The sequence below is a fragment of the Xylella fastidiosa genome (assembly GCF_011801475.1).
GTDB lineage: Bacteria > Pseudomonadota > Gammaproteobacteria > Xanthomonadales > Xanthomonadaceae > Xylella > Xylella fastidiosa.
In genome coordinates, this window is sequence record NZ_CP044352.1 from 1534545 (window position 1) to 1560939 (window position 26395).

Here is a 26395-nt window from a genome sequence, read left to right on the forward strand (position 1 = left end):
TCGTTTATTCGTACTGACCATCATCGGCGTTAGATGTCGATCACAGGTGGAAAGTCTCTCCAAGGTATACGCGGCGCACATCCGTATTAGTAAGCAGTGCATCTGGCGTTCCCTGTGCGAGGACGCCACCTTCGGCGAGGATGTATGCGCGGTTGCAGATCCCCAAGGTTTCACGGACATTGTGATCGGTAATCAGTACGCCAATACCCCGTTCTTTAAGATGGGTAATGATACGTTGGATCTCACCGACTGAGATCGGATCTACACCTGCGAACGGTTCGTCTAGCAGCATCATGCGTGGTTGTGCGGCCAGGGCGCGGGCGATCTCGCAACGGCGTCGCTCCCCGCCCGACAGACTGGCGCCGAGTTGGCCGGCCACATGTGAGATTTGGAGTTCGTTGAGTAGCGAATCTAATTCGTGCTGACGTGCTTGGTTGGTTTTTAAGTCCTGACGTAGTTCTAGAACAAGGCGGATGTTGTCGGTGACGCTCAGTTTACGAAACACGGAGGGTTCTTGCGGAAGGTAGCCCACGCCCAGCTGCGCACGAGCGTGCATCGGTGCAGCAGTGATGTCGCGTCCGTCTAATTCAATACGACCGGCATCGGTGTTCACCAAGCCAACGATCATATAGAAACAGGTGGTTTTACCAGCCCCGTTGGGGCCGAGTAGACCTACGATCTCGCCAGGCTGGAGGGTCAGTCCGAACTCGCGGACCACCTCGCGATGCTTATAGCGCTTACGCAGGCCGCTGGCTACAAGCATTATATTTTCTCCTGCTTGGCGGCAGGCAGGGTGCCTTGTGAGACACTCTTCGGTTGGATTGTGGTGCGCACCCGGGTGCCGTCGTTACCACTACGCATGTCACCGGTTTGGGTGTTGTAAATCATGCGTTGGCCAGTGTTATTTCCTTTAGGTGATTCGACTTTATAGTTCCCTGTGAGGATGATGATGCCCTCTTTGACCTTGTAATCGATATTGTCGGCTTGGCCATGTAGTGTTGAGCCGTTATCCATATCCTGCTTGAGGCTGGCTTGTTTTCCGATCAGTACGATACGGTCCATGTCCCCATTTTTGAGAAAAACATCGGCAGTGTCGGCATGGGCCTCAAGGCTGCCTTGTTGGATCACGACATTCCCTGAGTAGTGCGCCTTGCCGTCACCAAGCATGTTGCCTTCTTGAGTAGCAGAGTCGATTGTCATCGGTTGGTTGCGATCGCTGCTTTTAGCTGTTGCAGACAGTGGTGTGAACAGTAACGGGAACAAGAAAAATTTAACGAGCGGCGCTCGGTTCATAACGCGTGTTTACCTTGGAATTGAACTTGTATTGCTGGGTCTTTGTATTGACTTCGAACCCAACGCCGGTCTGAATGATACCTTGATGGGTGATCGTTACTGCATCTGTGGTCTTGGCCAAGTGATGGTTTGGGTAGATGTCAAGGCTTTGGGTGCGGAATGTGGTTGGAAGCTGTCCTAGGTCAGTGGGGCTGTCGCCTTTGACGTCGTGGCGAAGGCGTAGCAGTGTTCCATCTTTGTTGATCCAGCCTGTTTGCGCCTGCAATGTCCAGTGTTGCCCAGCTTGATCGGGGATCATAAAAAGTGGGGCGGTCACCTCCGCACTGCTGTCGGTCTGATTGTGCTGCATCTGCTGCCCGAGCAGGGTGAGTGACTCTTTGCCTGTCTGTGTGTCCAAAGCGACCAGCTTAAAATCCTGGAGCGTGTAGTCAGCTGCGATGTCCCGTAGCGGTGTGGCTTGGGTGTGTTTGCGTTGATGCCACGCTGACCAACCGCTGACAATCGCAGCGAGCAATAGCATGATGTTGAGAATACTGCGCCAACTCATGGGGTGAATTTTCGCAATAGTGCGTCGACTTTGTCTTGTGCCGCCAGGAGCACATCGCAGACTTCCCGGGCGGCCCCCTCGCCTCCTCGGGCGCGGGTCTGCCAAGCGACCCTCTCTGCGATCCACGGATGTGCGTTAGCCGGGGCCACTGGTAGACCGACTGTGAGCAGGGCAGGTAAATCGACTAGGTCATCGCCCATGAATAACACGGCGTCCATACCGATTCCTGATTCCATTGCCAGTGTTTGTACCGCTAAACGTTTGTCTTGCACGCCGATTTTTATCGGGAGTCCTAGGTCTTCGGCGCGTTTTTTAGCGGCTAAGCTGGCTAGTGCGGTGATTAGGGTGACGCGGATGCCGCAGTGTTCTAATTGTTTGAGACCCTGACCGTCGAGCACATGGAATGCCTTACTTTCATGGCCGACGTGGTCGTAGTACAGACGACCGTCAGTGAGTGTGCCATCCACGTCAAAGCATGCTAAGCGGATGCATTTTGCACGTTGAATGACATCGGCAGGCAGGGTATTTAATGGGGAATAAGGCATTGGTATTTTTCAGAGGATTAAACAATTTTGGCGTGCAGCAGGTCGTGAATGTTCAGGGCGCCTACCGCACGCTGTTGCGGATCGACCACAATCAAACCATTGATTTTATTGGCTTCCATCAATCGTGCAGCTTCGGCCGCGAGTTGGTCGGCATTGATTGTTTTGGGATGGCGGGTCATGACTTCGTTGATGCGCGCGTTTCTTACATCAATGTTGCTGTCCAGAGCACGGCGCAAGTCGCCGTCAGTGAACACTCCCTGGAGTCGGCCCTCGTTGTCAACGATTGCAGTCATGCCCAGACGTTTGCGAGTCATCTCGAGTAATGCCTCGCTCAGTGTGGCTTCCTCATGTACTGCTGGCAGGTCATCACCACTGTGCATCACGTCCGTAATGTGCAGTAGTAGGCGTCGACCTAGGTGGCCAGCGGGGTGTGAGCGGGCAAAATCTTCCGCAGTAAAGCCGCGTGCATCCAATAGTGCGACTGCGAGTGCGTCGCCAATTACTAGCGAAGTGGTTGTGCTGGAGGTTGGCGCTAGATCCAGTGGGCAGGCTTCGGTGGTGACACTGACATCCAGATGCACATCGGCAGCCTGTGCCAGTGTTGATTGGGGGCGGCCGGTCATGGCAATGATTGGATTGCCTTGACGCTTGAGGACTGGAAGCAGCATCCGTACTTCGTCTGATTCACCTGAGTAGGACAACGCCAGGATCACATCGCTGTCCGTGATCATTCCAAGGTCGCCATGCCCAGCTTCGCCGGGATGTACGAAAAATGCGGGTGTACCCGTTGAAGCCAAGGTGGCAGCGATCTTGCGTGCAATGTGTCCGGATTTGCCCATGCCAGTGCTGATCACGCGGCCGTGCGAGTTCAGAATCAGCCGACAGGCTGCCACAAATGGTGCGCCTATCCGTTCGTTGAGTAATGTCAGCGCCTCACGCTCAATCTCGATCACCCTTCTTGCGCTTGCGATCAGCGCTGTATCGCTGAGGTGATTGTGCTGGAGTAATGAGACAGCCATACATGTGTTCAGTACAGGAGTAAAATGAACCTCCATTTTATTAGATTTAGAGACGTGTCTATTGGACGCTGAAACTATTCGTAAACTTATTGAGTCTGGTTTACCGCAGGCCCGTGCTGATGTGCGTGGTGAGGATGGTGTTCATTTTGAGGCTACGGTGATTTGTGAGGCTTTTCGCGGTAAGGGACCGTTGGCCCGTCACCGTATGGTGTATGCGTCCATCGGTGATTTGATGGGGGGAGCGGTTCACGCGTTACAGCTTAAAACGTTGACTCCTGATGAGGAGTGACAGCCTCGTTATTGGTTTGTGTTATTACTTTTTTCCTTCCACCTATCCGTTGATGGTGCTGATTAATTCATGTCAAAAATTGTAGTTGCTGGTGGTACCCCGCTATATGGGGATGTTCGGATTTCCGGTGCCAAGAATGCTGTCCTTCCTATTTTATGTGCCACGTTGCTCGCTGATGCGCCGGTGGAGATCAGCAACGTACCCTATCTGCATGACGTGATCACTATGATCAATTTGCTTCGTGAATTGGGTGCGGGTGTCACCATGAATGAAGGCATTGAGGCGAAAGGACGTTCGATTACGATTGATCCGCGCTGGGTACGTCAGCGCGTGGTGCCGTATGACTTGGTGAAGACCATGCGTGCTTCTGTGTTGCTGTTGGGTCCGTTATTGGCCTGCTATGGTGCCGCTGAAGTTGCACTTCCTGGGGGGTGTGCGATTGGTTCACGTCCGGTCGACCAGCACATCAGAGGATTGCAATCACTTGGTGCGGAGATCACGGTTGAGAATGGCTACATCAAGGCTTCTGTCAGTCAGGGTCGATTGAAGGGCGGTCGTTTCGTGTTCGACGTGGTGAGTGTGACAGGCACTGAGAACCTGTTGATGGCTGCAGCTGTGGCTCAGGGGACGAGCGTCATTGAGAATGCTGCGATGGAGCCGGAGGTTGTCGATTTAGCCGAGTGTTTGATCACTCTCGGTGCGCGTGTTGAGGGTGCTGGTACCCCACGTATCGTGGTCGAAGGGGTGGAAAGGTTAAATAGCGGGCAGTATGCAGTGTTACCTGACCGCATTGAGACGGGTACTTTTTTGGTGGCTACAGCGATGACGGGGGGGCGGATTAGTATGCAGCAGGTGCGCCCGCAGACTCTGGATGCGGTGCTGGGCAAACTGACCGAGGCCGGAGCGTGCATCGAAATAGGTGCAGATAGTATCCGTTTGGATATGCAGGGGCGGCGCCCATGTTCTGTTAATCTGACAACTGCACCTTATCCTGGGTTTCCCACTGATATGCAGGCTCAATTTATGGCGCTGAATTGTGTTGCAGAAGGTGTCGGTGTGATCAAAGAAACGATCTTTGAGAACCGTTTCATGCACGTTGATGAACTGTTACGGCTCGGCGCCAAAATTCAGATTGAGGGTCATACCGCGATTGTACAGGGTGTCGAGCGATTGAGCGGTGCACCGGTGATGGCGACTGACCTTCGCGCCTCGGCCTCATTGATTCTGGCTGGTTTGGTCGCGGAGGGGGAAACAATCATTGATCGCATTTACCACCTGGATCGTGGTTACGAAAACATTGAGAGAAAACTCGGAGTGCTGGGTGCATCAATCCGGCGTATGACATGATTTTGCAGGGTCGCTTCAGTCGACGACGGAAGATCCTGGGTGCTGTCATGTTGGTGTTCCTATGTTGGTTGGGTTACACCCGATACGTTGGTTTAGCGATTGCTGAGGGCGTGCAGTTCAAGGATATGGATTGGAATGGTGATGGAACGGTGTCACGCCAGGAGATTGCGCAGGCGTTCTACGCGGTAGCAGTCAGGCACAGCCAAGAGAACCAGCGTCATTGTGTGACCTATTATTGGCGCCGCAGTGGGGAACAGATCCGGGTAGAGTGCCGTACTTTTCTGGAAAAAAATAATTAAATCAAATATTTATATGGAATCGGTTTCCGAAGGTGCTGTTATCAATGTCAATCTAAGTGATTGAATTATATTTTGGTTGATGAGGTGCATACTGAAGATGGTTTTGGGGGGCTTGCTAAGGTGTTGGGAAAGGCCCTGTTCCAGCCTCGTATGCCACCCTGCATTCGGAAAAAATAAGATGCTGCATGAAGAGGAGCGCGTGCTATCAGGCAATGGTGCAGCAGCCTGTAGGCTAGCGGCATCCTGTAGGTGGAACTCAAAGTCCCCCGTGAGCAGTGCAAATTGCATCAATGATGTGAGCACAAGCACTTTCGCCGCATGGTGTAGCGCCGCGTCGCCGTCGTCGATTCCTTTTACTTCAGAGAAGCGTTGATTTATCTGTGCGAAACGTAGATCTACCTCTGCGAATCCTTTCTCCATATTTGCTTCAAGACGCGCTAACGCCTTACCGTTTCTGGATTCTTGTAGATTTGTTTTCAGCACCTCTTCTAACGCTTCTGCTTCGGCCTCAGCGTGTGCAGGTGGAATGGCGGCAGTTTTAAGCTTATTTGCAAATTTGAGTGTATCGAACGAGACTGATGTCACGAATTATCCTGTCTTATCGATATGTGATCGCGAGTGTGTAGCAGTGCTGCCTTACTGTAGATGACAAGGTGATGTGAGTATCTGATATGAAGCTCCGCCGCTATCAACTGGTCTGTATTCGTTCATCACATCATGGCTGCTGATACGGTGGAGGGATGAGGGATGGCCCGCCGTGAATCAAAACGAGAAATTCAAGGAAAAGAGGATAAGCATGCGCGAACCATGTGTCCCTACATCACAAGGAGAAATGATGTCATGAATGACACCTTTGACTACATATTTGGCTATGCGCTAAGCACCGCCCTTGCGCGGTATTGGGTTAACCCAGACGGAAGCCAAGGCGGCATTGTTTCTATTGATGCCAAGATAGATGCTTCCGTCATGATCGGCAAAGACGCCGTGGTATTTCCTGATGCAAACATTGCTGAAAGAGCTTGTATCGCGGAAAAAGTCTGCATCGGCAATGCGGTACGCATTGGTAAGCATGCGATGATTGATCATGGTGCCAGCATCGGTGACAGGTCGAACATCGGTGAAAGATCTAGGATTTATCAAGATTCCTTCATCGGCGAAAATGCTGTCATTGCCGCAAGAGCTTGTATCGGTGAAAAAGTCTACATTGGAAATTTTGTAAGCCTTGCTAAGGATTCCATCATTGATGATGGTGTCAACATCGGTGAAAGGTCGAGCATTGGTGAAAGAACTAGGATTCGCCAAGGGTCGTTCATTCGTAAAGGTTGCGTCATCCGCCAACGTTCTGTGATTGCCAAACGTGCCTATATTGATGAAGGAGTCTATATCGGTAACGTGGTACGCATTGGTGAAGAATCAATGATCCATCGTAGAAGCCGTATCGGATCTGGTGCGCGTATTGGTGGATCAGTATGCATTGGTGTTTACTGTCGCATTGATGGTTCAGTACGCATTGGTCAGCACGCTGATATTGGCGAATGGGTCAACATTGATGGGCATGCCCGCATCGGCAATTTTGCCCGCATTGGTGAGTGGTCAAGAATTGGTGGGCGCGCCAACATTGCAGCTCACGTCGTCCTAGAAAAACAATCCATCATTCATAGTGAAACTTGCATCCAGGATGCTTCAAAAACTAGCGTTGATATGCCCAAGGATGCAGGGATATGAAATGCATGTGGAAGACCGTTTTTTATCCCTGGATAGCTATGTAGCGCCCAAGTGCGTGAGACGTGAGATGGCTATGAGCGAAACAGAATTTCTGACCGCTGAAGAGTTGGTTGAAATCACAGGCTATAAGAACTTCGCCGGTCAGCGTAAATGGCTGGACAAAGAAGGATGGTGCTATGTGGTCAACGCCAGCCGACGCCCGATTGTGGGCCGCTGGTTTGCACGCTTGCGCTTGGCCGGGGTGTCTACGCACATGGCAACTACTGATATACGCCCACTACAACAGCCTAAACAGTCTCATTATGCTACAGAGCCTAATTTTGCTGCGCTACATGAGCTAGCAGAAAAAAGAAAAAGAAAGAGAGTTTTATGATGCGACCAAAATCAAGCCACCGTGATGTACCACCCAAGAGGCTACGTTGCACTTATGTTCTGAAAAGCGGCAAGGCGTGAGAATCGTTTTTTTATTACAACGATTACAACGGGCGTACTGCTGAAGGACACCGCATTGACATTCCGCTGGCACGCGATTTGAACCAGACAAGGCGCAAGACGCCGAGTTGGAGTGTTGTCAGGCTCCCATTGAATGATCGCATTGCTTTAGGAACATGGATTGTTTTCTTGGTGTATTTGCTTTTTTGCTGATCGCGTGCAGTTTGTAAAACGAGGGTGATTGTCAGCGCCTTGGCCGTGGCGTGATACCGCCGTATCTGCATTCAGCCCACCCAGGCTCTTGCATTGCGGAAGAGTCGTAACCAAGGTGCGTCTTCTCCCCACTCATTCGGGCACCAGCTCAGGTTGATAGTGCGTGGAGTACGTTCCGGGTGCGGCATGAGGATGGTGATGCGGCCATCAGTGGTTGTCAGTCCGGTGATGCCGTTGGGTGAGCCGTTGGGGTTGAGTGGATAGTGTGTCGCTGCTTGCCCATGTCCATTGATATAGCGAAGCGCGACGTGTGCAGCCGCTTGATCTGCAGGGGTGTCGAACATGGCATAGCCTTCGCCGTGGGCCACCGCTACGGGGAGCCGTGAGCCGGCCATACCGCTCAAGAAAATAGAAGGGGATTGGATGACTTCTAGCAGTGCGGTACGGGCTTCGAATTGCTCGCTGCGATTGCGTACGAAACGTGGCCAGTGTTCGGCACCAGGGATCATTGATTTGAGTTGGCTTAGCATCTGGCAGCCGTTGCACACCCCAAGTGCGAAACGATCGGTGCGTGTGAAAAATGCGGCGAACTGGTCGCGTAACGCGGTACGTTCCAGAATTGAGGTGGCCCAGCCGCGGCCGGCGCCGAGCACGTCGCCGTAGCTGAAGCCACCGCAGGCGGCTAAGCCGACGAACTCATCCAGATGGACACGGCCGGTAATGAGATCGTTCATATGGATGTCGACACTATGAAAACCGGCGCGCTCAAAGCACAGCGCCATCTCAATGTGGCCATTGATCCCTTGTTCGCGAAGAATAGCCACTTTGGGCCGGATGCCGGTCGAGATGAACGGCATGGCTACATCCGCGGCTGGGTCGAAACTCAAGGTTGGTTTCAGTCCTGGTGCGGTGAACGTCCGTGCAATTTCACGCTCTTCGTCGGCACACTCTGGATTGTCGCGCAGGCGTTGTATTGCATGCGTGACTGACCACCAGGCGTCAAATAATGTCTCCCAAGTCCATTGGGCGAGGCATTGATCGTTGTGCATCACCCGGATAGACGGCGCTGTTGTGGGGTGTGCGATGCGCTGTGTGTAGGCCGTCAAGCCATGGTGTTCCACCAGATCGGCGAAAGCGGTGCGGTGCTCGTCGGCCACTTGTACGATGGCGCCCAGTTCTTCGTTGAACAGGTGAGGGAAGAGATGTTCGGTACGGTTGTCGCATGTAATGTCTAGGCCCAGATGTGAAGCAAATGCCATTTCACACAATGCGGCGAATGCGCCGCCATCGCTGCGGTCGTGATAGGCCAGCAGCAGGCCTGCGTTGCGCGCATCGTTCATCAGTGCGAAGAACGCGCGCAGCGTCTCTGGTGTATCCAGATCCGGACATTCCCCACCGAAGGCGGGGAGTGCTGCGCTGTCAGCATGCACCTGCGCCAGCACCGAGCCGCCGAGCCGCTGTTTGCCACCATCCAGAGCAATCAACCAAAGTTCGCTATTGGTCTGGTGATGTAGCAGCGGTGTTAATTGCCTGCGTGCATCAGCCACGGGCGTAAACGCGGAGATCACCAGTGACACTGGAGAGATGCAGGTGTGTGTGGCGCCGTCGCCTTGCCATCGGCTCTGCATCGAGAGCGAGTCTTTGCCCACGGGGATGCTGATGTCCAGTGCCGGGCACAGTTCTATTCCTATAGCTTTGACGGCGTCGTATAGCAGAGCGTCTTCACCGGGGTACTCTGCGGCTGCCATCCAGTTCGCCGAGAGTTTCACCATGCTCAGTGACTCTACTGGAGCGGCGCATAGGTTAGTGATGGCTTCTCCGACCGCCATACGTGCGGCGGCGGCGGAGTTCAATAGGGCTAGCGGAGCGCGTTCCCCAATGGCGAAGGCTTCGCCGGCATAGCTGCTAAAGCCGGCAAGGGTGATCGCGCAGTCAGCGAGTGGCAGTTGCCATGGACCAATCATCTGTTCACGTGCGGTGAGACCACCGATGCTGCGGTCACCGATGGTCACCAGGAAGTTCTTGGCCGCCACAGTGGGGTGGGCGAGGACACGTAACCCTGCGTGGTGCAGATCCAGTTGGGTACTGTCTAGTGTTGGCCATTGCGGCGGTGGCGGGTGTGCCGTGTTGCGGTGCATCTTTGGCGCTTTTCCGAACAGCACATCCATTGGTAAATCGATTGCAAACGCTTCCCTGACGGGGGAGACGAGGGTGTTGGGTGTTGGGGAAGTCTCAGTGCGATTTGCTCTCTGTGGGGTCTGTTGTTCTGTAACGTGGAGCGCTGCGGGGAGGGTGACACCATAGCCCACAATCAACTGTTCTGTTGCAGTGGCTACGCCGACCGCGGCGAACGGGCAACGTTCACGGCTGCAGATGGCTGCGAATGCTTGCAGATGTGGCGCGGAGATGCCGAGTACGTAGCGCTCTTGGGATTCGTTGCACCACAGTTCTAAAGGGGAGAGGGATGGGTCATCGCTGGGTATCTTGGCCAGGTCGATGACGCCGCCTACTTCCGAGTCGTGTAGCAGTTCGGGAATCGCGTTGGATAAACCACCAGCACCGACGTCGTGAAATGAGCGGATTGGGTTGTTTGTACCCAGTGCCACACAGTGATCAATGACTTCTTGGCAGCGTCTCTGCATCTCCGGGTTATCACGTTGGACGCTGGCAAAATCTAGTGCTTCTGTGCTCGTTCCGGAAGTGACGGAGCTTGCGGCACCGCCACCCAATCCGATGAGCATCGCTGGGCCACCCAATACGATGATCACATCGCCTGGTTGTAGCCGGAGTTTCTTGATGTGTATGCGGTCGATCGCCCCCAAGCCGCCGGCCAGCATGATGGGTTTGTCATAGGCGCGGGTGAGTGTTTTGCTTGCGGAAAGTTCAAAGCTGCGGAAGTAGCCCAGGAGGTTGGGTCTGCCAAATTCGTTGTTGAACGCGGCACTGCCGAGTGGGCCTTCTAGCATGATGTCCAGTGCTGAGGCCATGCGTGGGTTGAGTGCACGTGGCGTTTCCCACGGGTGGGGAAGTGTTGGAATGCGTAGGTGGGAGACAGAGAATCCGCTTAATCCGGCTTTTGGTTTGCCGCCGCGACCAGTGGCCCCTTCATCACGGATCTCGCCTCCGGCACCTGTGGAGGCACCAGGGAAGGGTGCAATCGCGGTCGGGTGGTTGTGTGTTTCTACCTTGATTTGGAACGCGCCAGGCAGGACCGCTTCATGGCGGTATTCGCCGGTGATGGGGTCTGGGCGGTAACGTGTTGTTGGATGGCCCTCAATGACGGCGGCGTTATCGGCATAGGCGCTGAGTGTGTATTGCGGGGTGTGTTGGTGGGTGTGTTTGATCATCTGAAACAAGGAGTACGGTTGCTCTTTGTCATCAATGGTCCAAGTGGCATTGAATATTTTGTGTCGGCAGTGCTCAGAGTTGGCCTGTGCGAACATCATCAATTCGACATCGGATGGGACACGGTTTAGTTCGGTATAACGGGTGCGCAGGTAGTCGATTTCGTCGGCAGTCAATGCCAGTCCCAATCGCGTGTTGGCGTGTTCTAAATCAATTAACGCAATGCGTTCCAGTGGCCGTGGTTCGGGCACGTTAAACAAGGTTTTGACTTCGTCCTCTGACTCCAGGAGTGATTGAGTCATTGGATCGTAGAGTTGTTTGGCGATGGCCGGGCAGGTCGCAGCGTTGGCTGACCAGCCTAGGAGGTCGATACGGGTACCGCGTTCGATGCGTGCAATGGGTTGGTCGGCACCATGAAGCAGTTCCGTGGTTTTGCTTGACCATGGGGAGTGTGTTCCCAGGCGCGGCATGACGTAGCGTGATACCACGTGTTTCTGGGGTAGTTCAGAGACTGATTCGGCTTGAAGGATGCGGTGCAGGGCCGACATATCGAGGGTATGGCCGGATTTGATTTGAATCAGGTAGCAATGCCATGCGCCGACAATGCGCAGTTCAGGCACAGTGGTTTGTAGGCGGGATTCAAATCGGGCAAGCCGAAATGGCGACAGAGCGGATGCACCCTTGAGGACGATCATGTCCGAGGAACCATAGTGAGGAGGCAGGCCGACCATTGTACCCGTACGTATGCGGGGTGTTGGTGTTGGCAGGAGCGGTTAGCGGGGTATTACAGGACAGTGCTTCGGCTCGCATGAGGTGGTAGCAACATGGGAGCCGAAGTGATGCAGAGTGTGGCAGAGGGGAGCGGGAGGCTTGCTGTTCTGGTAGAAGGTCTCAGCCCCCTTTAGCTGTGGCGGCGGCGAGTTTGTCCAGCAGTGCACGTAGTTTTTCTGGTGGTAGATAGCCGCCAAGCTGGGTGCCGTCTGGGGCGAAGATTGCTGGGGTGCCGTTGACGCCGATACGTTGACCTAGGCTGTATTCCAAGGCAACAGGGTTATTACAATTTTTATTCTGGATTTTTTTGCCGGCTTTTGCTTCGGTCAGTGCTTGTTTACGATCAGCGGCGCACCACACTGAGACCATGTCTTTGTAATCTTCGCTTCCTAAACCCATCCGTGGGAAGGCGAGGTATTCAACGGCGATGCCTTGTTTATTCAGTTCGGCGATTTCGCTATGTAGTTTCCGGCAATAGCCGCATTCAATGTCGGTGAATACGCTGATGGTGTATTGGGGGTTCTTTGGTGCGAACACGATGCGTTGCGATTGGGGCACTGTGGCTAGTTGGGTGCGGCGGTAGGAAAGCAGCCCTTCGCTGACAGCAAATTTTTTGTTTTGAATGTCGTAGGGTTGTGCCTGAATGAGGTAGCGGCCGTTGTCGCTGACATACAGAATTTGGCCGCTGACCACAACTTCACGGAAACCCGGGAATGGTGCGGCACCGATGTAGTCTGGCTTGAAATCTGGGTCCAGAGTGTTTAGGGCGGCAGTCACGCGTTGTTGCACGTTGGCTGGCGTGGTGTTGGTTGGTGTGGTGCTCGTTTTGTTGGAGCTGGGTTGTGAGGGTTGTGCGCAGGCGGTGAGGGTCACGATACCCAGCAACAAGGCGGCGATAAGGCGGTACATTCAAACATCCAAATGGAACAATGAATTGTAATTGTCTCACAGGCTGGATGCTGCATCATGATGTCTATGGTGTGGTCGGACAGGTCTGTATTCATTGTTCTGGGGTGCGTTGTCATTACCGTATGTGCTTTTCAACCACGGGGGTGGTGTTGGGCGTGCAATTGTTGTAAGTGCTGGCGTGCGATGAGTGTGTAGATCTGTGTCGTCGAGATGGAGCGATGGCCCAGCAACATTTGCAATGCACGCAGGTCTGCGCCGTGGTTCAGTAAATGTGTTGCAAAGCTGTGACGCAGGACATGGGGGCTGACTTTGTTTGGGGCGATGCCGACCAAGGCGGCATAGTGTTTGATCCATCTCCAAAATTGTTGGCGGCTGAGACGTTTCAGGTTTGTGTTGATGAACAAGGGGACGTCTCCGTCCGAGTCGGCGGGAATGGGTTTGTCGGCCGCCAGGGATGGCCGTGCCTGTTCTAAATAGCGTTGTAGCCAGTGTTGGGATTCTTCGCCGAGTGGGACGAGTCGTTCTTTACCTCCTTTGCCGGTGATGCGTAGGACGCCTTGACGTTGGTTCAGCATCGCCACGGGGAGGGTGACCAATTCACTGACGCGCAGGCCGGCGGCATACATCAATTCCAGCATGGCTCGGTTACGTAGTCCTTCTGGGGTTTCTATTGATGGTGCGGCTAAGAGTGCTTCTATCTGACTTTCGGTGAGTGCTTTCGGTAATGGATGGGGTAAGACTGGGTGGGCTAGCAGGGTGCTTGGGTTGTCGTTGCGCCAGCCGCATTCGACGGCATAGGAAAAGAAGGTACGCAGTACGGACCGTAAGCGTGCATTGCTCAGTGGGGAATAGTGTTGTTGGGTGCGCCAGGTGAGGTAATCGAGCAGGGCAGGTGGCGTTAAGGTCGCTAGAGGTCCGGCACGGCCGTTGTTCCAGCGGGCCAGGCCTTCCAGGTCGCGTCGGTAGCTGTTGAGGGTGTGCCGTGATAGTCCGTGTTTGATCCAGAGTGCATCAAGGCAGTGTGCAATGGTTGTTGCATCTTCGGGTAATAGGGGAGGTTGTTGTCTGGCCAGTTGGCGGCGTTGGTTGGTGGTGCGGAGGGTCATCCGTGCAGTGTGGCGGGGCGGTACATTCTTTTAGTCTATTGACTTGAGTTGGTTTTGCACATCGGTGGTGTTGTTTGCAGAACCCACTCGTCATGAGGTTGGAGGGTCATGATTTAGAGGTACATTGTGTTTTTGAATCCGGATTAGGGCGTTGTTGGTTGTGGATGAGCAAATAGCAGTGAGATGGGTGAATGGGTGATGGTTGGGTGAATAGGGGGGATGACGGTGTCATGGTGCTGTATTTGATGGGGAAATGATTACTGCTGTGTAGCTGGATTAGGTTCATGCAGGGTTTGCGGCAGTATTCCGCCGCAGTTGCGGCAATAGCGTGCGTCGTGGTCATGTCCTTGGAGGCCGCAATGTGGGCAGGTTCGCATGTCGTGACGGTGTTCTTCTTCGCTGCGGAGTAGGCCTTGGGTCAGTTCGGCGGTGTAGATGCCGGTAGGAACGGCGATGATGCTGTATCCAATCAGGATGAGTGCTGAGGTGACAAAGCGGCCCAGTGTGCTTTGCGGGGTAATGTCACCGAATCCGACGGTGGTCATGGTCACGATGGCCCAGTACATGCCGGTGGGAATGCTGGTGAAGCCGTGTTGGGGGCCTTCGATGACATACATGGTGGCACCGGCAATCATGGCGATAGTCATGACGGTGCAAATGAACAGCATGACTTTGCGTCGGCTGCGCCATAGGGCCTGTATCAGTTCGCCGCTTTCTTCGACATAGTGGGTCATTTTAAGGATGCGGAATAGTCGCAGTAGTCGCAGGACGCGGACGATCAGCAGGCTCTGTGTGCCGGGCATGAAGAGGGATAGGTAGGTGGGTAGGATCGATAGGAGGTCGATGATTCCCCAAATACTCAGTACGTAACGTAGGCGCTGTTGCACCACCACCAAGCGGATCAGGTAGTCGGCGGTGAATATGAGGGTAAAGAGCCATTCCAGGGTGTACAGGAAGTATTTCCAGTGTGCTTGGAGGATTAGAACGCTGTCGAGCATGACCACGAGGACGCTGCCTAAGATCGCTGACATCAGTAGCAGATCAAAGTTCCGTGATGGGGGAGTATCGTGACGGTAGACGATCTCGAACCAGTGGCGGCGCCAACCGCTGTTGGTGATTGGCGTCATTTGTGAGTCGAAAAGTAGGGGCATGTCGTGATCGTGTCTTATTGATTGAAATACACGAGAATGTAGCGTTCATATTATCGATAAGACGTCAATGAGCGCTGTGTCTGAATCTGTGTTATCGCTGTCTCGCTATTATTTGCCGGTCTATCGTCCATGCCAGGTGGTGTTGGTGCGTGGTCAAGGCAGCCGTGTATGGGATGAGCAGGGGCGCGATTATCTTGATCTGGCTGCTGGGATTGCGGTGTGTTGTTTGGGGCATTGTGATCCGGATTTGGTCGCTGCTTTGGTGGAGCAGGCAGGTCGTCTGTGGCATACCAGCAATGTGTTTTATAGCGAGCCGTCGTTGCGCTTGGCGCAGGAGTTGGTGGATGTTTCACGGTTCGCTGAGAGGGTGTTTCTTTGCAGTTCCGGGACTGAAGCCAACGAGGCGGCAATCAAGTTGGTGCGTAAGTGGGCTGCTGCGCAGGGGCGTTTACCGGAGCATCGTACGATTGTGACGTTCCGTGGCAGTTTCCACGGGCGTACTTTGGGTGCAGTGACGGCGACGGCGCAGCCTAAGTATCAGGAGGGCTATGAGCCGTTGCCTGGGGGGTTCCGCTATGTCGATTTCAATCATATTGAGGCGTTGGAAGCGGCGATGGTCGGTGGTGATGTCGCTGCGGTGATGTTGGAGCCGATTCAAGGAGAGGGTGGGGTGATGCCGATAGCGCCAGGGTATTTGGCGCAGGTACGTGCGTTGTGTGATCGCTATGGGGCGCTGTTGGTATTGGATGAAATTCAGTGCGGCATGGGGCGTACTGGGACGTTGTTCGCCTATTGGCAGGAAGAGGTGGTGCCGGACATTGTGACGTTGGCCAAGGGGCTTGGTGGAGGGTTTCCAATTGGTGCGATGTTGGCTGGTCCGAAGGTTGCTGAGGTGATGCAGTTCGGGGCGCATGGGACGACGTTTGGTGGCAATCCTATGGCTGCTGCTGTGGCGCGGGTGGCGTTGCGTAAGTTGGCTTCGGTTGAGATTGCCGCCAATGTGCAGCGTCAGTCGGTCGCGCTACGCGCTGGGTTGGAAGAGATCAGCGAGGCATTCGGTGGGGTGTTTACGCAGGTGCGCGGTCGCGGTCTGATGCTGGGCGCGGTGTTGGCGCCGCTGTATGCAGGGCAAGCCAGTGCGATTCTTGAGGTGGCGGCTGAGCACGGTGTGTTGTTGTTACAGGCTGGTCCTGACGTGCTGCGTTTTGTGCCGGCGCTGAATGTGAGTGATGAGGAGCTTGCCGATGGTTTGGTCCGGTTACGTGCGGCGTTGGGGGATTATGTGTCGCGTTGCCGTGGCTGAGATGCCAAGGGGTGTAGGGGCTGTTTGATTGTGTTGGGGTTTCAGGGAGGATGTGTTGATCGGGGGGATTGTGTGATGTGGGCAAGTTTTTCGGTGGGGTGGTCGCGCTGATACTGGTTAGTCGCGTTCTTAGATGCAGTGTTGAAGTTGAATGTAGATAACAGGAAAAGGGGGAATCGGTAGGTTTGAGTGGAGCATTTCACGAGTTACTGTCTGTGGTGTGAAACGCTTCTGGAGATGGTTGATGGAGGAGGTGCATCCGGGGATGTGGTTATGCAGGTGGCAGTATCAGTTGGTTGGAAATCTAATGTTGGTTGGGGTCAATGTGGCTGAGTGGAAATCGGTGGGGTGTGTAGGAAAAGGGGGATATTAGGGCAGGGGGAGCGTCTTTACGGGCTTCAATAGGCGTAGTCATTGAAGATCGGATTGATGTCGTGATTCCAGGTGCTTTCATACAGTTGTAGTTTGCGTTGTGCAGGTGTTTGGCCGCTGTGAGCGATCTCATCAAGGACATTGAGAAAGATGGTTTCGTCTTGACCGTTGGCGTTGTGCTGTGCGCGGCGACGTAAGCCGGCGCGTGAGATGTCCAGGGTTTGAAGTGCCAGTGTGCGCACGGTGCTGTTGCGGAATGGTAGTGCCAAGGCATGTCGGGGCACGCCGTTGCGCAGGGCGTGGCGTTCTTGCAGAGTCAAATCTTTAATCAGGTCCCAGGCGGCATCCAGTGCGGTGTTGTCGTACAGCAGGCCCACCCAGAAGGCGGGGAGTGCGCACAGGGTTGGCAGTGGGCCGGAGTCGGCGCCGCGCATCTCTATGTATTTCTTTAGACGTACTTCAGGGAATGCGGTTGTCATGTGATCGGACCAATCACGGAGGGTTGGTAAGATGCCAGGAAGGGCGGGTAGGCGTCCTTGCAGGAAGTCGCGAAAGCTCTGCCCGCTGGCGTCGTGGTAGATGCCAGTGCGGTAAGAGAAGTACATCGGGACGTCAAGTAAGTAGTCGACGTAGCGTTCATAGCCGAAGCCATCCTCAAAAACGAAATCAAGCATGCCGGTGCGGTCTGGGTCGGTGTCGGTCCAAATGTGTGAGCGGTAGCTCAAGTAACCGTTGGGTTTGCCTTCGGTGAATGGGGAGTTTGCAAACAATGCTGTGGCGATCGGTTGCAGTGCTAGTGAAACCCGGAATTTTTTCACCATATCTGTTTCGCTGGCGTAGTCGAGGTTGACTTGTACGGTGCAAGTACGGGTCATCATGTCAAGGCCGAGTTGGCCAACTTTGGGCATGTAGGCACGCATGATTGCGTAGCGGCCTTTGGGCATCCACGGCATTTGCGCACGTGTGCACTTGGGGTGGAAACCCATGCCTATGAATCCGAGTTGCAGGGTGTTGGCAATCTCGTTGACTTCGCGTAGGTGTGTTTCAGCTTCGATGTGGGTTTGATGGATGGTTTCTAAGGGGGCGCCGGCGAGTTCAAGTTGACCGGCCGGTTCGAGGGTGATGGAGGTATCGCCGCGTAGCAGTGCGATGGTACGGTCATGTTCTTGTACCGGTGTCCAGCCAAAGCGGGTCATGCCGGTCAACAATGCCTCAATACCGCGTTCATCATCGAATGTTGGTGGGCGCAGGTCGTCCAAACGGAAGCCGAATTTCTCGTGTTCGGTGCCAATGCGCCACTGGGAGGCGGGTTTTTCGCCAGATGCCAGGACTTCTACGAGTTGCGCGCGGTTGGTGATTGGGATCTCGGTAATGTGACTCGGACTCGACAAGGGTAGGGCTCGCAGTGAATGTAGATGGGGCGATGCGAGGATGGTTCCTTAAGCATCGCAGTGCGGCACTATAACCGCAGTATGTCTCTGAAAGGATTGATGTCGGTGTTCTTTGCGCTTTCTATAGGGGTGTCGCATGGGTGTTTATCTGTGTGTGAAAAATTTTTTCTATTTTATATAAATCAAAGGGTTGTGATGGGTTTGCGTGTTTTTTTAGATTCAGCCGGATCTTGCTAAGCCTAACCAGGTTTCGATCACTGTATGCAATTGCTCCACACCTTGGCGCGATTTGCTGGAGAAGGTTTGTATGTTGATATGGTCAGCGAAGTGTTTGGTGAGTTCATTGCGCACTTTTTGTAGTGTTTGTGCCTGTTGGCCTCTGCCGAGTTTGTCGGCTTTAGTCAGTAGTGCCTGTGCGGGTAGGCCGCGTTGTCTGGCGTAGGCGAGCATTTGTAGGTCGTATTCTTTGAGTGGGTGGCGAATGTCCATTACCACCACCAGTCCACGGAGGGATTGGCGGTGATGGAAGTAGGTGTCAATAAATGCTTGCCAGTGTATTTGCAGTTCTTTGGGGACTTTGGCGTAGCCATAGCCGGGGAGGTCAACCAGGTAGCGTTGCGGTGTCACTGTGAAGTAGACCAGTTGCTGGGTGCGGCCTGGAGTTTTGGAGACGCGGGCGAGTGCGTTTTGACGGGTTAAGGTGTTTAGTACGCTGGATTTTCCAGCATTAGAACGTCCGGCAAAGGCAACTTCGCTTCCGTCATCGGACGGTAGTTGATGGGGTGTGTGGGCTGAGAGGAGGTATTTGGCACATTCGAGTGGTGATGACATCTGTTTAGGATCGCACGTCTGCGGGCTGTGCTGTGCGTTTGGTGGCATGAGGACAGTTTTAATGGATGGTCTGAGGGTCAAACAAACAAGAAGTTTTGATCATTCGTTGCTGTGATCTGCGCTTGTTTTTTCTGGGATGAAGATCTGTCGGCAGTTGTACGGTGGCGGTGATTGGCATTTTGCCTTGCATGATTTGCCACGGGACGACTGGGGTTGGCAATGTTGGTGTGTTTTATTCAAGTCTGGGGGCTCAGGATGTTGATGAGGTTGCGCTATGTTTGCAGGGTGACCGTTTTGGCATGTCACTTCAGTAATTATGTAGTGATCAAGGGAGCCAAGTCTTGGTCTCTGTCCCCAGAGTCTGGATGACTGTGTTGCTGATATTGTTGCAATTTCAAACTGTTCTTACACTGATGGGTGAACATGTAACTTTCATTTTTATAAATCAATTACTTATTTATTTTTATTAATTTTACTTCGTAATAAGTAAAGTTATTAATGATTATTTTCATGGAGTTTTTGATGTGGTTTGCGGATTGCGGAGCGTAAATTGGGGTTCTGTGTGAATCATTTTTTAGAGAATTTCGGACCTTTTACTCAAAGCGCTAAAGCGCTGTAAAGGATGGTGTTTTGATCCGCATTGAAAGTAAAGATAAAAATGCATACGCCATTATTGAAGAGAGTGACGGCAACACCTGGAATTTTGAAATCACTCAGGAATTAACTAAAGAGTTGGTTTGTTGCTTGTTCGGGAAGCCCGTGATGACACCTTTAATTGAAGTGGTTTATAGAATCCGCGATCTTCCATCAGATACTGGAAGCAAGGCATTGACTGTAACTAAGGAAGTCTTTATTTGCTTCTAACAATGCAATTAGCAACAAACACTATGAATCGCCCCTCTTGTGTGGAGGGACGACCCAAATGAGCCACATTCTTGTTACTGATTCATCCCTAAAAACTATTGATCGTGTTGTGCCCGATCCCAAGCACCGTGAGCAGCCGCTTCCCAATAGGTGAAAGTTGCTGCTCCAACTCTATCAACATAACCCTCAACATTGCCTGTTTGATATGTGCCATCGGGCAGATTCTGTAATGCAGGGCCACCAGAAGCCCCTTCGCTGAAATTATGGCAATAGGGCAACGAACGCACCCTCGGGCCGCCCCCATGGGGATCAGGATAAAATACTGCTCGTTCTGAGCATTTCACCAGATGCTCACCTTCATCAATGGCATTTGGATAGCCATAGAGTGAGAAGGTTCCCTGTGTAGCTGGAGCAGCAAACCTGATCGGAGTTTGTATGACAAGATCACCTGGTCTGGAACCGTAGTTATTGTGTGCCACGCTTAGAAAAGCAAAGTCAAAACCATCTATGCCTTGCTGTGACCATCCGTTCACGGTGTATATGTTTCTCACAGGGAATCGCCCATCCCAGCGCCCGTGATTGTAATTAAGCAAGAAAACAAGATGGTCAATACGTTCATGATGTTCATTTGCAGGTGATTGGACACAATGACCTGCAGTAGCAATAACACTTTTTGTGGCTGCCTGTACAACATTGGCAGTACAGGACGAATCTTCACCATTTACTCGAAAAAACAGTAGTCCTGCCGTCAATATCTCAGTAGCTGCTGGCGTACTGACGCGTTTAGATTCGGAAACATTTCCTGGATCATCGTTGATCATTTTTATAGCCTGTGCCTGCATCGCCTGTGTCGCCGCCATGCGTTCAGGCGTCCAATATTTAAGTGCAGCGTTTTGCTCCTCTTGGGAAATAGATTGCACCACCACATCGTTATCGCTTCGTTCCGCTTTTGCTCCCAGAGATAACAACACAAGCAAGGTAAAAACGACTGTATTACTAAAATAAAAGCGGTTTTTCTGAAACTGACTCATAAACCCTCCAAAGATCAATGGAAATAACAGAGGCTGATAAATCGCCAGCCAAGCAATTATTCTCATTATTGAACTAGGATTTTTTCGTTTCGAATCACACATCAAATAAAATACGAAAAAATCTTAAAAATCTTGAGATGTAGGACTCAAATTTAAGCTTTAAGTGGTGTGCAGTATTTACCATTCTTATCTTGCAAATCACAGTTCTGTAAGAACATGACTGAGATATTTTCTCTAGAGGCGGGCTGACAGATTATGACCTATTAGGTCAGTGGTCCTGCGCCCTGCGAGTTGAGCGGCCATCATGGTCCGCGTCCGGGATGGTTAATATGCTAGATGGCACCAGGTAGGAAATATCAGGGGATGCAATAAAAGTGTATAGGACTCTACGCGGGCACTGATGCCCGCATCACTTCTCCTCTGTTAACCGATCTCTCCATCCTGGAAATGATAGGTGTCACTGATACGCTTAGTGTAATAGCCATGTATTAAGGTGATAGCGATGGCACTGCTGTTGTCAATATCTCAATGGCCGATTCCCGAATGTGAATTGATGCATATGCCGTACTCGCCAACTACTGTTGCTAACTATTTCTTACGAAGGGTTTCCCAGGAAGGTCGTGCGTTAACACCTATGTAGGTGCTTAAGCTTGTCTATATTGCTCATGCTTGGCACCTTGGATTCCGAAAGCAACCTTTGATTGATGAACATGTATTGAATTTTTGGGGTTGGGAACGTTACGTCGTTGGACTGCTGTTATTATTACGCGTTTGTTTCTATAGCTATCTATAAGCTATAGCCAAGCATTTAATTTCTTTAGTTCCATAAGGGCTTGTATCCCGGAGTGTCTATGTCTCTGTTTGGACGTTTATTGTCTTTATTGCTTGCTTTTGTGCCTCTGAGTATTTGTGCTGCTGTGAATCACCTTCCGGTTGTTGGTGAGGATTATGTCGAGATTCCCGATGGTCGGCCGTTTGCGCCGCTGGCTGGAAAGATCGAGGTGGTCGAAATTTTCGGTTATACCTGTCCGCATTGTGCACATTTTGATTCCAAGTTGCAGGCATGGGGTGCGCGTCAGGCGAAGGATGTGCGTTTTACTTTAGTGCCTGCCGTGTTCGGCGGTGTTTGGGATCCTTTCGCGCGTGCTTATTTAGCTGCTGACGTTCTGGGTGTCGCGAAGCGTAGCCATGCGGCAATGTTCGAGGCCATCCATGAGAAGGGCAGTGTGCCAATTCAGAACGTGGGGCCAGATGAACTGGCTGTCTTCTACGCCGGATATGGGGTGCAGCCGGATCGTTTTGTCGCTACTTTCAATGGCCCGGAAGTTGAGAAGCGTTTCCAGGCTGCGCGTGCCTATGCGTTGAAGGTGCGTCCTGTCGGGACGCCGGCGATTGTAGTGGATGGCCGTTACATGGTAACTGGTCACGATTTTGACGATACGTTGCGCATTACCGATTATCTGGTGAGTCGTGAACGTGCTGCCTCACATGGCCGGTGAGCCATAGATGAGGCAGGGTATGTGGCTCGTGTCATGATCACCGACATGCTGACTGTGGTCAGCTTCACTTTCACTTTCGGAGAGAAAGCGTATGAAAAATCGCTTCGCTATGATGTTGATGGCGTTGTTGCCCGTTTTGGTGGCTTGCCAAGCTAAGGATGGTAGTGCGGATACCGTGCAGTCTGCCGTTCCAGCGCCGAGCGCACCGCCTAGCTCCTCCACGGCAACAACCACTCCGACCACACCGCCGCCCGAGTCGGCGCGGCCGGTTGAAGCGTCGCGTGTGCCATCTGGGCCAAAACCAGTGGCTGGTACGGATTATGTTGTGATCCAAGATGGCCAACAGTTTCAGCCTGTGTCTGGCAAGGTTGAGGTTGTTGAGGTGTTCGGTTACATCTGCCCGGCATGTTTCCAGTTCCAACCACAGATTGCTCTATGGAAGGCAGGTCTAGCTTCGGATGTGAATTTTGTTTATGTCCCGGCAGTGTTTGGTGGTCCTTGGGATGATTATGCGCGTGCGTTTTACGCTGCTGAGACTCTGAATTTGCAGGAGAAGACCCATCAGCAGTTGTATAAAGCGATTCATGTTGATAGGACATTGAAAGGGGAGCGCGGTCGTGACACGGTGCAGGACATCGCTAATTTCTACGCTAAGTTTGGCGTCAATCCGGAGCAGTTTGTGAATACGATGTCCAGCTTCGGTATCTCGGCAAAAGTGAATCGTGCTAAGCAATTCGCTAAGCATAGTCAGGTCACGGGGACTCCTTCGTTGATTATCAACGGAAAATACTTGGTTAAAGGCCGTACTTACGATGACATGCTCCGGATTGCTGATCACCTGATTGAAGGTGAGCGTAAGGTGCTTGGCAAGTAGGCTTCGTTTGGTTACGTGAACGATTCTGATCAATGCATATTGCGGGTGTTGACTGCCAACATTCAGGCCGCTTCGAGTACTCGCCGCTATAGCGACTACGTGACCCGAAGCTGGTCGCATGCGTTACCGATCGGTCGCAAGCGCATTAATCTGGATGCAATTGCGCAGTTGGCCGGTGAGCGTGACATCGTAGGATTGCAAGAGAGTGATCCTGGCAGTTTGCGTTCGGGTTTCACCAATCAGACGTGCTATTTGGCGCAGCGCGCCGGTTTTCATTACTGGAGTCATCAACCTAATCGGCGTATGGCTGGGGTCGCTTCCAGCGCGAACGGCCTGCTCAGTCGGTTGAAACCGCGACAGATACATAATCATGCTTTACCTGGCCGGATTCCTGGCCGTGGTGTGCTATTGGCTAAGTTTGGTAATGGTGGGTTTGATAGTTTAGTGGTGGCGGTGGTTCACCTGTCTTTGGGGGTGCGCTCACGTATGGCGCAGTTGGTTTTCATCGCTGATTTGCTGGCTGAATATCCCAATACAATTCTGATGGGGGATTTCAATTGTAGGGCTGATTGTTCTGAGATGCAGGTGTTGTATCGCCGTACTCGGTTGCAACCACCAGGTGTTGTGATTCCAACGTTTCCGAGTTGGCGTCCAGAGCGTGCAATCGATCATATTTTGGTGAGTGAAGGCTTTTATATTTGCAAGACGGAAGCGGTCCCTGCTGCGTTTTCCGATCATTTGGCGGTGAGTATGGATCTCGTTATCCCTCAACGCATTTTGCGTTAATTGTGTTGCGCTTGGTCCGTTTTGACATGTCATACAGGTTGTTTGATTATGCCAAGGTGTTTCCTTGCCATGAGTCAACGTCAGGAAGTTGTTATGCATCCATTTTTTCAGCGTAGTGCACGTTCTGTAGCGGCTGCCATAGCTCGTTTGGTAAGCAGGAAATCCAATAAATTGCCGTTGAGTTGGCGCCACAGCACTGCTGAGCGGAGTGCGGCCAATAGCATGGCGCGAATCTCTGCTACGACTCCGGCTTGACCAAGGTAGTGTGGATTGCCTTGTACGATGATTCTGGGGCGTAGATGACTGATTGTGTTGGCGTATAAGGCGCCGAGTGTGGAGAGTATTTCTGGGTGAGCGCTGTCGCCAGTTTGTTCGACCTGATGCGCCGCTTGGGTAATTCCGGTTGAAACTGCGGCAACGATAGATGTGTCGCGTATGAAGCGGCGTTCCAATTGCAATACCGCCAGTGTTAGGCGCGGAAGTAATTGGTCGCGTAATTGGTTACCGAAGTAGTCATGCAGTAGTTGCAGCCCTTGAGTGAGATTACGTATCCCGCCGTAGACTGCTTCTGGTGATTCGGCGTCAATACGCAATACGCTGTCGATGGCTGTACGTACTGCCGAGGTTTCGGATTGTCCAGTTTCTGCGATTTGCCGTACTTGTTGCAGTGCTTGTACGACGCCAGCTAATGCCAGTACCCGGTTGTCTATCAGAGCATTCATTGCAGCACATTCTCAGTTTTGGAAAGATTACGCGCCCGCTTGCGTTCTAACGGTGCGTCTGTGGTGGCGATCACTGCGCCACCTAGGCATTCATTGCCGTCGTACAGTACCAGTGACTGTCCCGGAGTGACTGCCCATTGTGTTCGTGTGAAATCTACGTCAAGGCTGCCGTCGTTGCGTACTGTGACTTTGCAGGGTTCATCAGCTTGGCGGTATCGTGTTTGTGCGGTGCACGTAAAGGTAGGGGCTGGCGGTGATCCTGACACCCAGTGTGCCGGTTCCGAGCGCAGCCAGCGTGACTGTAAGAAGGGGCTGTCACGATGTTGGTCCACGTAAAGTACGTTGGTTGCTAAGTCTTTGCCGATGACGTACCAGGGGGAAGGGGGGCGGTTGCGCACTCCACCGATATTCAAGCCCTGACGTTGACCGAGAGTGAAATAGAACACGCCGGGGTGCTCGGCAATCCGTTGTTCTTGTGGATCGCGGATTTCTCCCGGTTGTGCTGGCAGGTATTGCTTGAGGAACTCACGGAAGTTGCGTTCTCCGATGAAGCAGATCCCAGTTGAGTCTTTTTTGGCATGGGTAGGGAGGCCTGTTTGGTGTGCCAGTTGGCGTAGCTGTTGTTTTTCCAAGTCACCGATTGGGAATAGTGTTGCTGCTAATTGTTCCTGACCAAGTTGGTGCAGGAAATAACTTTGGTCTTTGCTGCGGTCGGCGCCTCTTAACAGGTGCCAACGTTGGCGATAATGTTCGATCCTGGCGTAGTGACCGGTGGCAATGCGGTCGGCGCCAAGTTCGCGTGCTGTTTCCAGGAAATGCTTGAATTTGATTTCGCGGTTGCAAAGGACGTCGGGATTAGGGGTGCGCCCATTGGCGTATTCGGCAAGGAAGTGTGTGAACACTTCCTGCCAGTACTCGTGTGAGAAATCACGGAAGTGAAAAGCGATACCAAGGATGCCGCAAACGGCTACGGCGTCGCGGCGATCTTCTTCGGCGTGGCACTGACCATTTCCGTCGTCAGTCCAGTTTCGCATGAATAATCCGGCGATGGCTTCGCGTTGACTGTTCAAGCGCCACGCTGCGACTGATGAATCTACTCCGCCGGACATGGCGACGATGATCCGGGGTGTGTTCATGGTACGTATCGCACCAAGTCCAGTGGGGCCTGCTGTCCGGACAGATAGTCGGCGATGACTTGCCATACTAGCGGACTGCGTAGGGGGGCTGTAGCCGCTTGCAGTTCTGATGGGGTCAGCCAGAGTGCACGTACGATGCCCACATCCAGGGGATGCTGGGGATAGTAGGTCAATGGTTCTGCAGAGAAGGCAAATCTGAGGTAGGTGTAACCTGTTGCAGAGGTCCACAGGTAACTGCCGATTAGGCTCGTTAAACGTACTTTCCAGCCGGTTTCTTCCAGGGTCTCGCGCAGTGCGGCCTGGAGTAGACTCTCGCCTGGTTCCAAATGGCCAGCAGGTTGATTCAGCATCAGTATTCCATTGATTGTTTCTTCGACCAGTAATAGGTGCTGGTTGTGTGCTACCACAGTGGCTACGGTTACATTTGGTTGCCAGTGTTCTTGTGTTAGAGGCATCTTTGTATGATCAATTCAGATAGAGAGCCGTCTGTGAAGTACACTGGGTGAGTTGGAAACCTGCCAATCGTTAAAATGGTTGATGTTAGAGCGTCTGAATGAGGGGAAGAGTTGTGAATCGTAGCTTGTTGATCGTCCAA

The 26395-nt window shown here is 52.7% G+C and carries 27 protein-coding genes; 10 read left to right on the forward strand and 17 right to left on the reverse strand.

Annotation, left to right across the window (positions count from 1 at the left end; genetic code table 11):
* Positions 1 to 40: 40 nt before the first annotated feature.
* From lptB to F7G16_RS06920, 5 genes are read right to left on the reverse strand one after another with little or no spacing between them, the layout of a single operon-like run.
* Positions 41 to 763, reverse strand: a complete 723-nt coding sequence (gene lptB, locus F7G16_RS06900; protein ID WP_004089219.1) for an LPS export ABC transporter ATP-binding protein — start codon at positions 761 to 763, stop codon at positions 41 to 43.
* The gene (gene lptA, locus F7G16_RS06905; protein ID WP_004089217.1) at positions 763 to 1293 is read right to left on the reverse strand and encodes a lipopolysaccharide transport periplasmic protein LptA; all 531 of its coding nucleotides are present in this window, start codon (positions 1291 to 1293) and stop codon (positions 763 to 765) included. The genes lptB and lptA overlap by 1 nt, the downstream gene beginning before the upstream one ends.
* Positions 1271 to 1840 (reverse strand): LPS export ABC transporter periplasmic protein LptC, encoded by a 570-nt coding sequence (gene lptC / locus F7G16_RS06910; protein WP_004089215.1) that lies wholly within the window; start codon positions 1838 to 1840, stop codon positions 1271 to 1273. The genes lptA and lptC overlap by 23 nt, the downstream gene beginning before the upstream one ends.
* On the reverse strand, positions 1837 to 2385 hold the full coding sequence (locus F7G16_RS06915; protein WP_004089213.1) for a KdsC family phosphatase: 549 nt from the start codon (positions 2383 to 2385) through the stop codon (positions 1837 to 1839). The genes lptC and F7G16_RS06915 overlap by 4 nt, the downstream gene beginning before the upstream one ends.
* 17 nt (positions 2386 to 2402) lie before the next feature.
* Positions 2403 to 3404, reverse strand: a complete 1002-nt coding sequence (locus F7G16_RS06920; protein ID WP_011097728.1) for a KpsF/GutQ family sugar-phosphate isomerase — start codon at positions 3402 to 3404, stop codon at positions 2403 to 2405.
* A 61-nt stretch (positions 3405 to 3465) separates the two neighbouring features.
* On the opposite strand from F7G16_RS06920, the gene F7G16_RS06925 reads away from it, so the two are divergent.
* From F7G16_RS06925 to F7G16_RS06935, 3 genes are all read left to right on the forward strand, one after another.
* Complete coding sequence (locus F7G16_RS06925; RefSeq protein ID WP_004089208.1) at positions 3466 to 3693, forward strand: BolA family protein; 228 nt, start codon at positions 3466 to 3468, stop codon at positions 3691 to 3693.
* A gap of 69 nt (positions 3694 to 3762) precedes the next feature.
* The gene (gene murA, locus F7G16_RS06930) at positions 3763 to 5040 is read left to right on the forward strand and encodes a UDP-N-acetylglucosamine 1-carboxyvinyltransferase (RefSeq protein WP_004089202.1); all 1278 of its coding nucleotides are present in this window, start codon (positions 3763 to 3765) and stop codon (positions 5038 to 5040) included.
* Positions 5037 to 5339, forward strand: coding sequence for an EF-hand domain-containing protein (locus F7G16_RS06935; RefSeq protein WP_011097729.1), 303 nt, complete (start codon positions 5037 to 5039; stop codon positions 5337 to 5339). Before murA ends, F7G16_RS06935 begins: the two co-directional genes overlap by 4 nt.
* Before the next feature lie 9 nt (positions 5340 to 5348).
* On the opposite strand, the gene F7G16_RS06940 is transcribed toward F7G16_RS06935, so the two are convergent.
* Positions 5349 to 5924, reverse strand: a complete 576-nt coding sequence (locus tag F7G16_RS06940; protein WP_004089198.1) for a hypothetical protein — start codon at positions 5922 to 5924, stop codon at positions 5349 to 5351.
* A 255-nt stretch (positions 5925 to 6179) separates the two neighbouring features.
* Between F7G16_RS06940 and F7G16_RS06945 the strand changes: the two genes are divergently transcribed.
* Both F7G16_RS06945 and F7G16_RS06950 read left to right on the forward strand, forming a co-directional pair.
* Positions 6180 to 7064: a UDP-3-O-(3-hydroxymyristoyl)glucosamine N-acyltransferase gene (locus tag F7G16_RS06945; RefSeq protein ID WP_012382514.1), complete on the forward strand. Its 885-nt coding sequence runs from the start codon at positions 6180 to 6182 to the stop codon at positions 7062 to 7064.
* Position 7065: 1 nt separating this feature from the next.
* Positions 7066 to 7437, forward strand: a complete 372-nt coding sequence (locus F7G16_RS06950; protein WP_012382515.1) for a DUF4224 domain-containing protein — start codon at positions 7066 to 7068, stop codon at positions 7435 to 7437.
* A 103-nt stretch (positions 7438 to 7540) separates the two neighbouring features.
* Here F7G16_RS06950 and F7G16_RS06955 read toward each other — a convergent pair whose 3' ends face one another.
* The 5 genes from F7G16_RS06955 to F7G16_RS06975 all read right to left on the reverse strand — a co-directional run bounded on the left by F7G16_RS06955 (position 7541) and on the right by F7G16_RS06975 (position 14991).
* Positions 7541 to 7780: a hypothetical protein gene (locus tag F7G16_RS06955; protein ID WP_004089192.1), complete on the reverse strand. Its 240-nt coding sequence runs from the start codon at positions 7778 to 7780 to the stop codon at positions 7541 to 7543.
* Positions 7781 to 11749 carry a phosphoribosylformylglycinamidine synthase gene (gene purL / locus F7G16_RS06960; RefSeq protein WP_011097732.1) on the reverse strand — a complete coding sequence of 1323 codons (3969 nt, stop codon included), beginning with the start codon at positions 11747 to 11749 and terminating at the stop codon, positions 7781 to 7783.
* A gap of 196 nt (positions 11750 to 11945) precedes the next feature.
* Positions 11946 to 12734 (reverse strand): DsbC family protein, encoded by a 789-nt coding sequence (locus F7G16_RS06965; protein ID WP_011097733.1) that lies wholly within the window; start codon positions 12732 to 12734, stop codon positions 11946 to 11948.
* Between the two features lie 131 nt (positions 12735 to 12865).
* Positions 12866 to 13840, reverse strand: a complete 975-nt coding sequence (gene xerD / locus F7G16_RS06970; RefSeq protein ID WP_004089178.1) for a site-specific tyrosine recombinase XerD — start codon at positions 13838 to 13840, stop codon at positions 12866 to 12868.
* Between the two features lie 257 nt (positions 13841 to 14097).
* A complete protein-coding gene (locus F7G16_RS06975) occupies positions 14098 to 14991 on the reverse strand; it encodes an ion transporter (RefSeq protein ID WP_004089176.1) in 894 nt (297 codons plus the stop codon).
* Between the two features lie 67 nt (positions 14992 to 15058).
* On the opposite strand from F7G16_RS06975, the gene F7G16_RS06980 reads away from it, so the two are divergent.
* Positions 15059 to 16294 (forward strand): acetylornithine transaminase, encoded by a 1236-nt coding sequence (locus tag F7G16_RS06980; RefSeq protein WP_004089174.1) that lies wholly within the window; start codon positions 15059 to 15061, stop codon positions 16292 to 16294.
* A 398-nt stretch (positions 16295 to 16692) separates the two neighbouring features.
* Here F7G16_RS06980 and F7G16_RS06985 read toward each other — a convergent pair whose 3' ends face one another.
* Positions 16693 to 18057 (reverse strand): glutamate--cysteine ligase, encoded by a 1365-nt coding sequence (locus tag F7G16_RS06985; RefSeq protein WP_004089170.1) that lies wholly within the window; start codon positions 18055 to 18057, stop codon positions 16693 to 16695.
* A 219-nt stretch (positions 18058 to 18276) separates the two neighbouring features.
* Entirely contained in the window at positions 18277 to 18888 is a 612-nt protein-coding gene (gene yihA / locus F7G16_RS06990) for a ribosome biogenesis GTP-binding protein YihA/YsxC (protein ID WP_011097734.1), read from the reverse strand.
* Between the two features lie 630 nt (positions 18889 to 19518).
* On the opposite strand from yihA, the gene F7G16_RS06995 reads away from it, so the two are divergent.
* Entirely contained in the window at positions 19519 to 19752 is a 234-nt protein-coding gene (locus tag F7G16_RS06995) for a hypothetical protein (RefSeq protein WP_027699997.1), read from the forward strand.
* A gap of 95 nt (positions 19753 to 19847) precedes the next feature.
* Here F7G16_RS06995 and F7G16_RS07000 read toward each other — a convergent pair whose 3' ends face one another.
* Positions 19848 to 20783 carry a trypsin-like serine peptidase gene (locus F7G16_RS07000; protein ID WP_038232892.1) on the reverse strand — a complete coding sequence of 312 codons (936 nt, stop codon included), beginning with the start codon at positions 20781 to 20783 and terminating at the stop codon, positions 19848 to 19850.
* 851 nt (positions 20784 to 21634) lie between these two features.
* Between F7G16_RS07000 and F7G16_RS07005 the strand changes: the two genes are divergently transcribed.
* The 3 genes from F7G16_RS07005 to F7G16_RS07015 all read left to right on the forward strand — a co-directional run bounded on the left by F7G16_RS07005 (position 21635) and on the right by F7G16_RS07015 (position 23942).
* Positions 21635 to 22282 (forward strand): thiol:disulfide interchange protein DsbA/DsbL, encoded by a 648-nt coding sequence (locus tag F7G16_RS07005; RefSeq protein WP_004089161.1) that lies wholly within the window; start codon positions 21635 to 21637, stop codon positions 22280 to 22282.
* A gap of 91 nt (positions 22283 to 22373) precedes the next feature.
* Entirely contained in the window at positions 22374 to 23156 is a 783-nt protein-coding gene (locus F7G16_RS07010) for a thiol:disulfide interchange protein DsbA/DsbL (RefSeq protein WP_004089159.1), read from the forward strand.
* 15 nt (positions 23157 to 23171) lie between these two features.
* Entirely contained in the window at positions 23172 to 23942 is a 771-nt protein-coding gene (locus F7G16_RS07015) for an endonuclease/exonuclease/phosphatase family protein (protein WP_012382517.1), read from the forward strand.
* A 107-nt stretch (positions 23943 to 24049) separates the two neighbouring features.
* Here F7G16_RS07015 and hflD read toward each other — a convergent pair whose 3' ends face one another.
* Genes hflD through F7G16_RS07030 form a run of 3 tightly spaced genes read right to left on the reverse strand, consistent with a single transcriptional unit; the run spans position 24050 to position 26255 of the window.
* Positions 24050 to 24664, reverse strand: a complete 615-nt coding sequence (gene hflD / locus F7G16_RS07020) for a high frequency lysogenization protein HflD (protein WP_004089149.1) — start codon at positions 24662 to 24664, stop codon at positions 24050 to 24052.
* On the reverse strand, positions 24661 to 25800 hold the full coding sequence (mnmA, locus tag F7G16_RS07025) for a tRNA 2-thiouridine(34) synthase MnmA (protein ID WP_011097736.1): 1140 nt from the start codon (positions 25798 to 25800) through the stop codon (positions 24661 to 24663). Before mnmA ends, hflD begins: the two co-directional genes overlap by 4 nt.
* Positions 25797 to 26255, reverse strand: a complete 459-nt coding sequence (locus tag F7G16_RS07030; protein ID WP_004083752.1) for an NUDIX hydrolase — start codon at positions 26253 to 26255, stop codon at positions 25797 to 25799. Before F7G16_RS07030 ends, mnmA begins: the two co-directional genes overlap by 4 nt.
* Positions 26256 to 26395 lie beyond the last annotated feature (140 nt).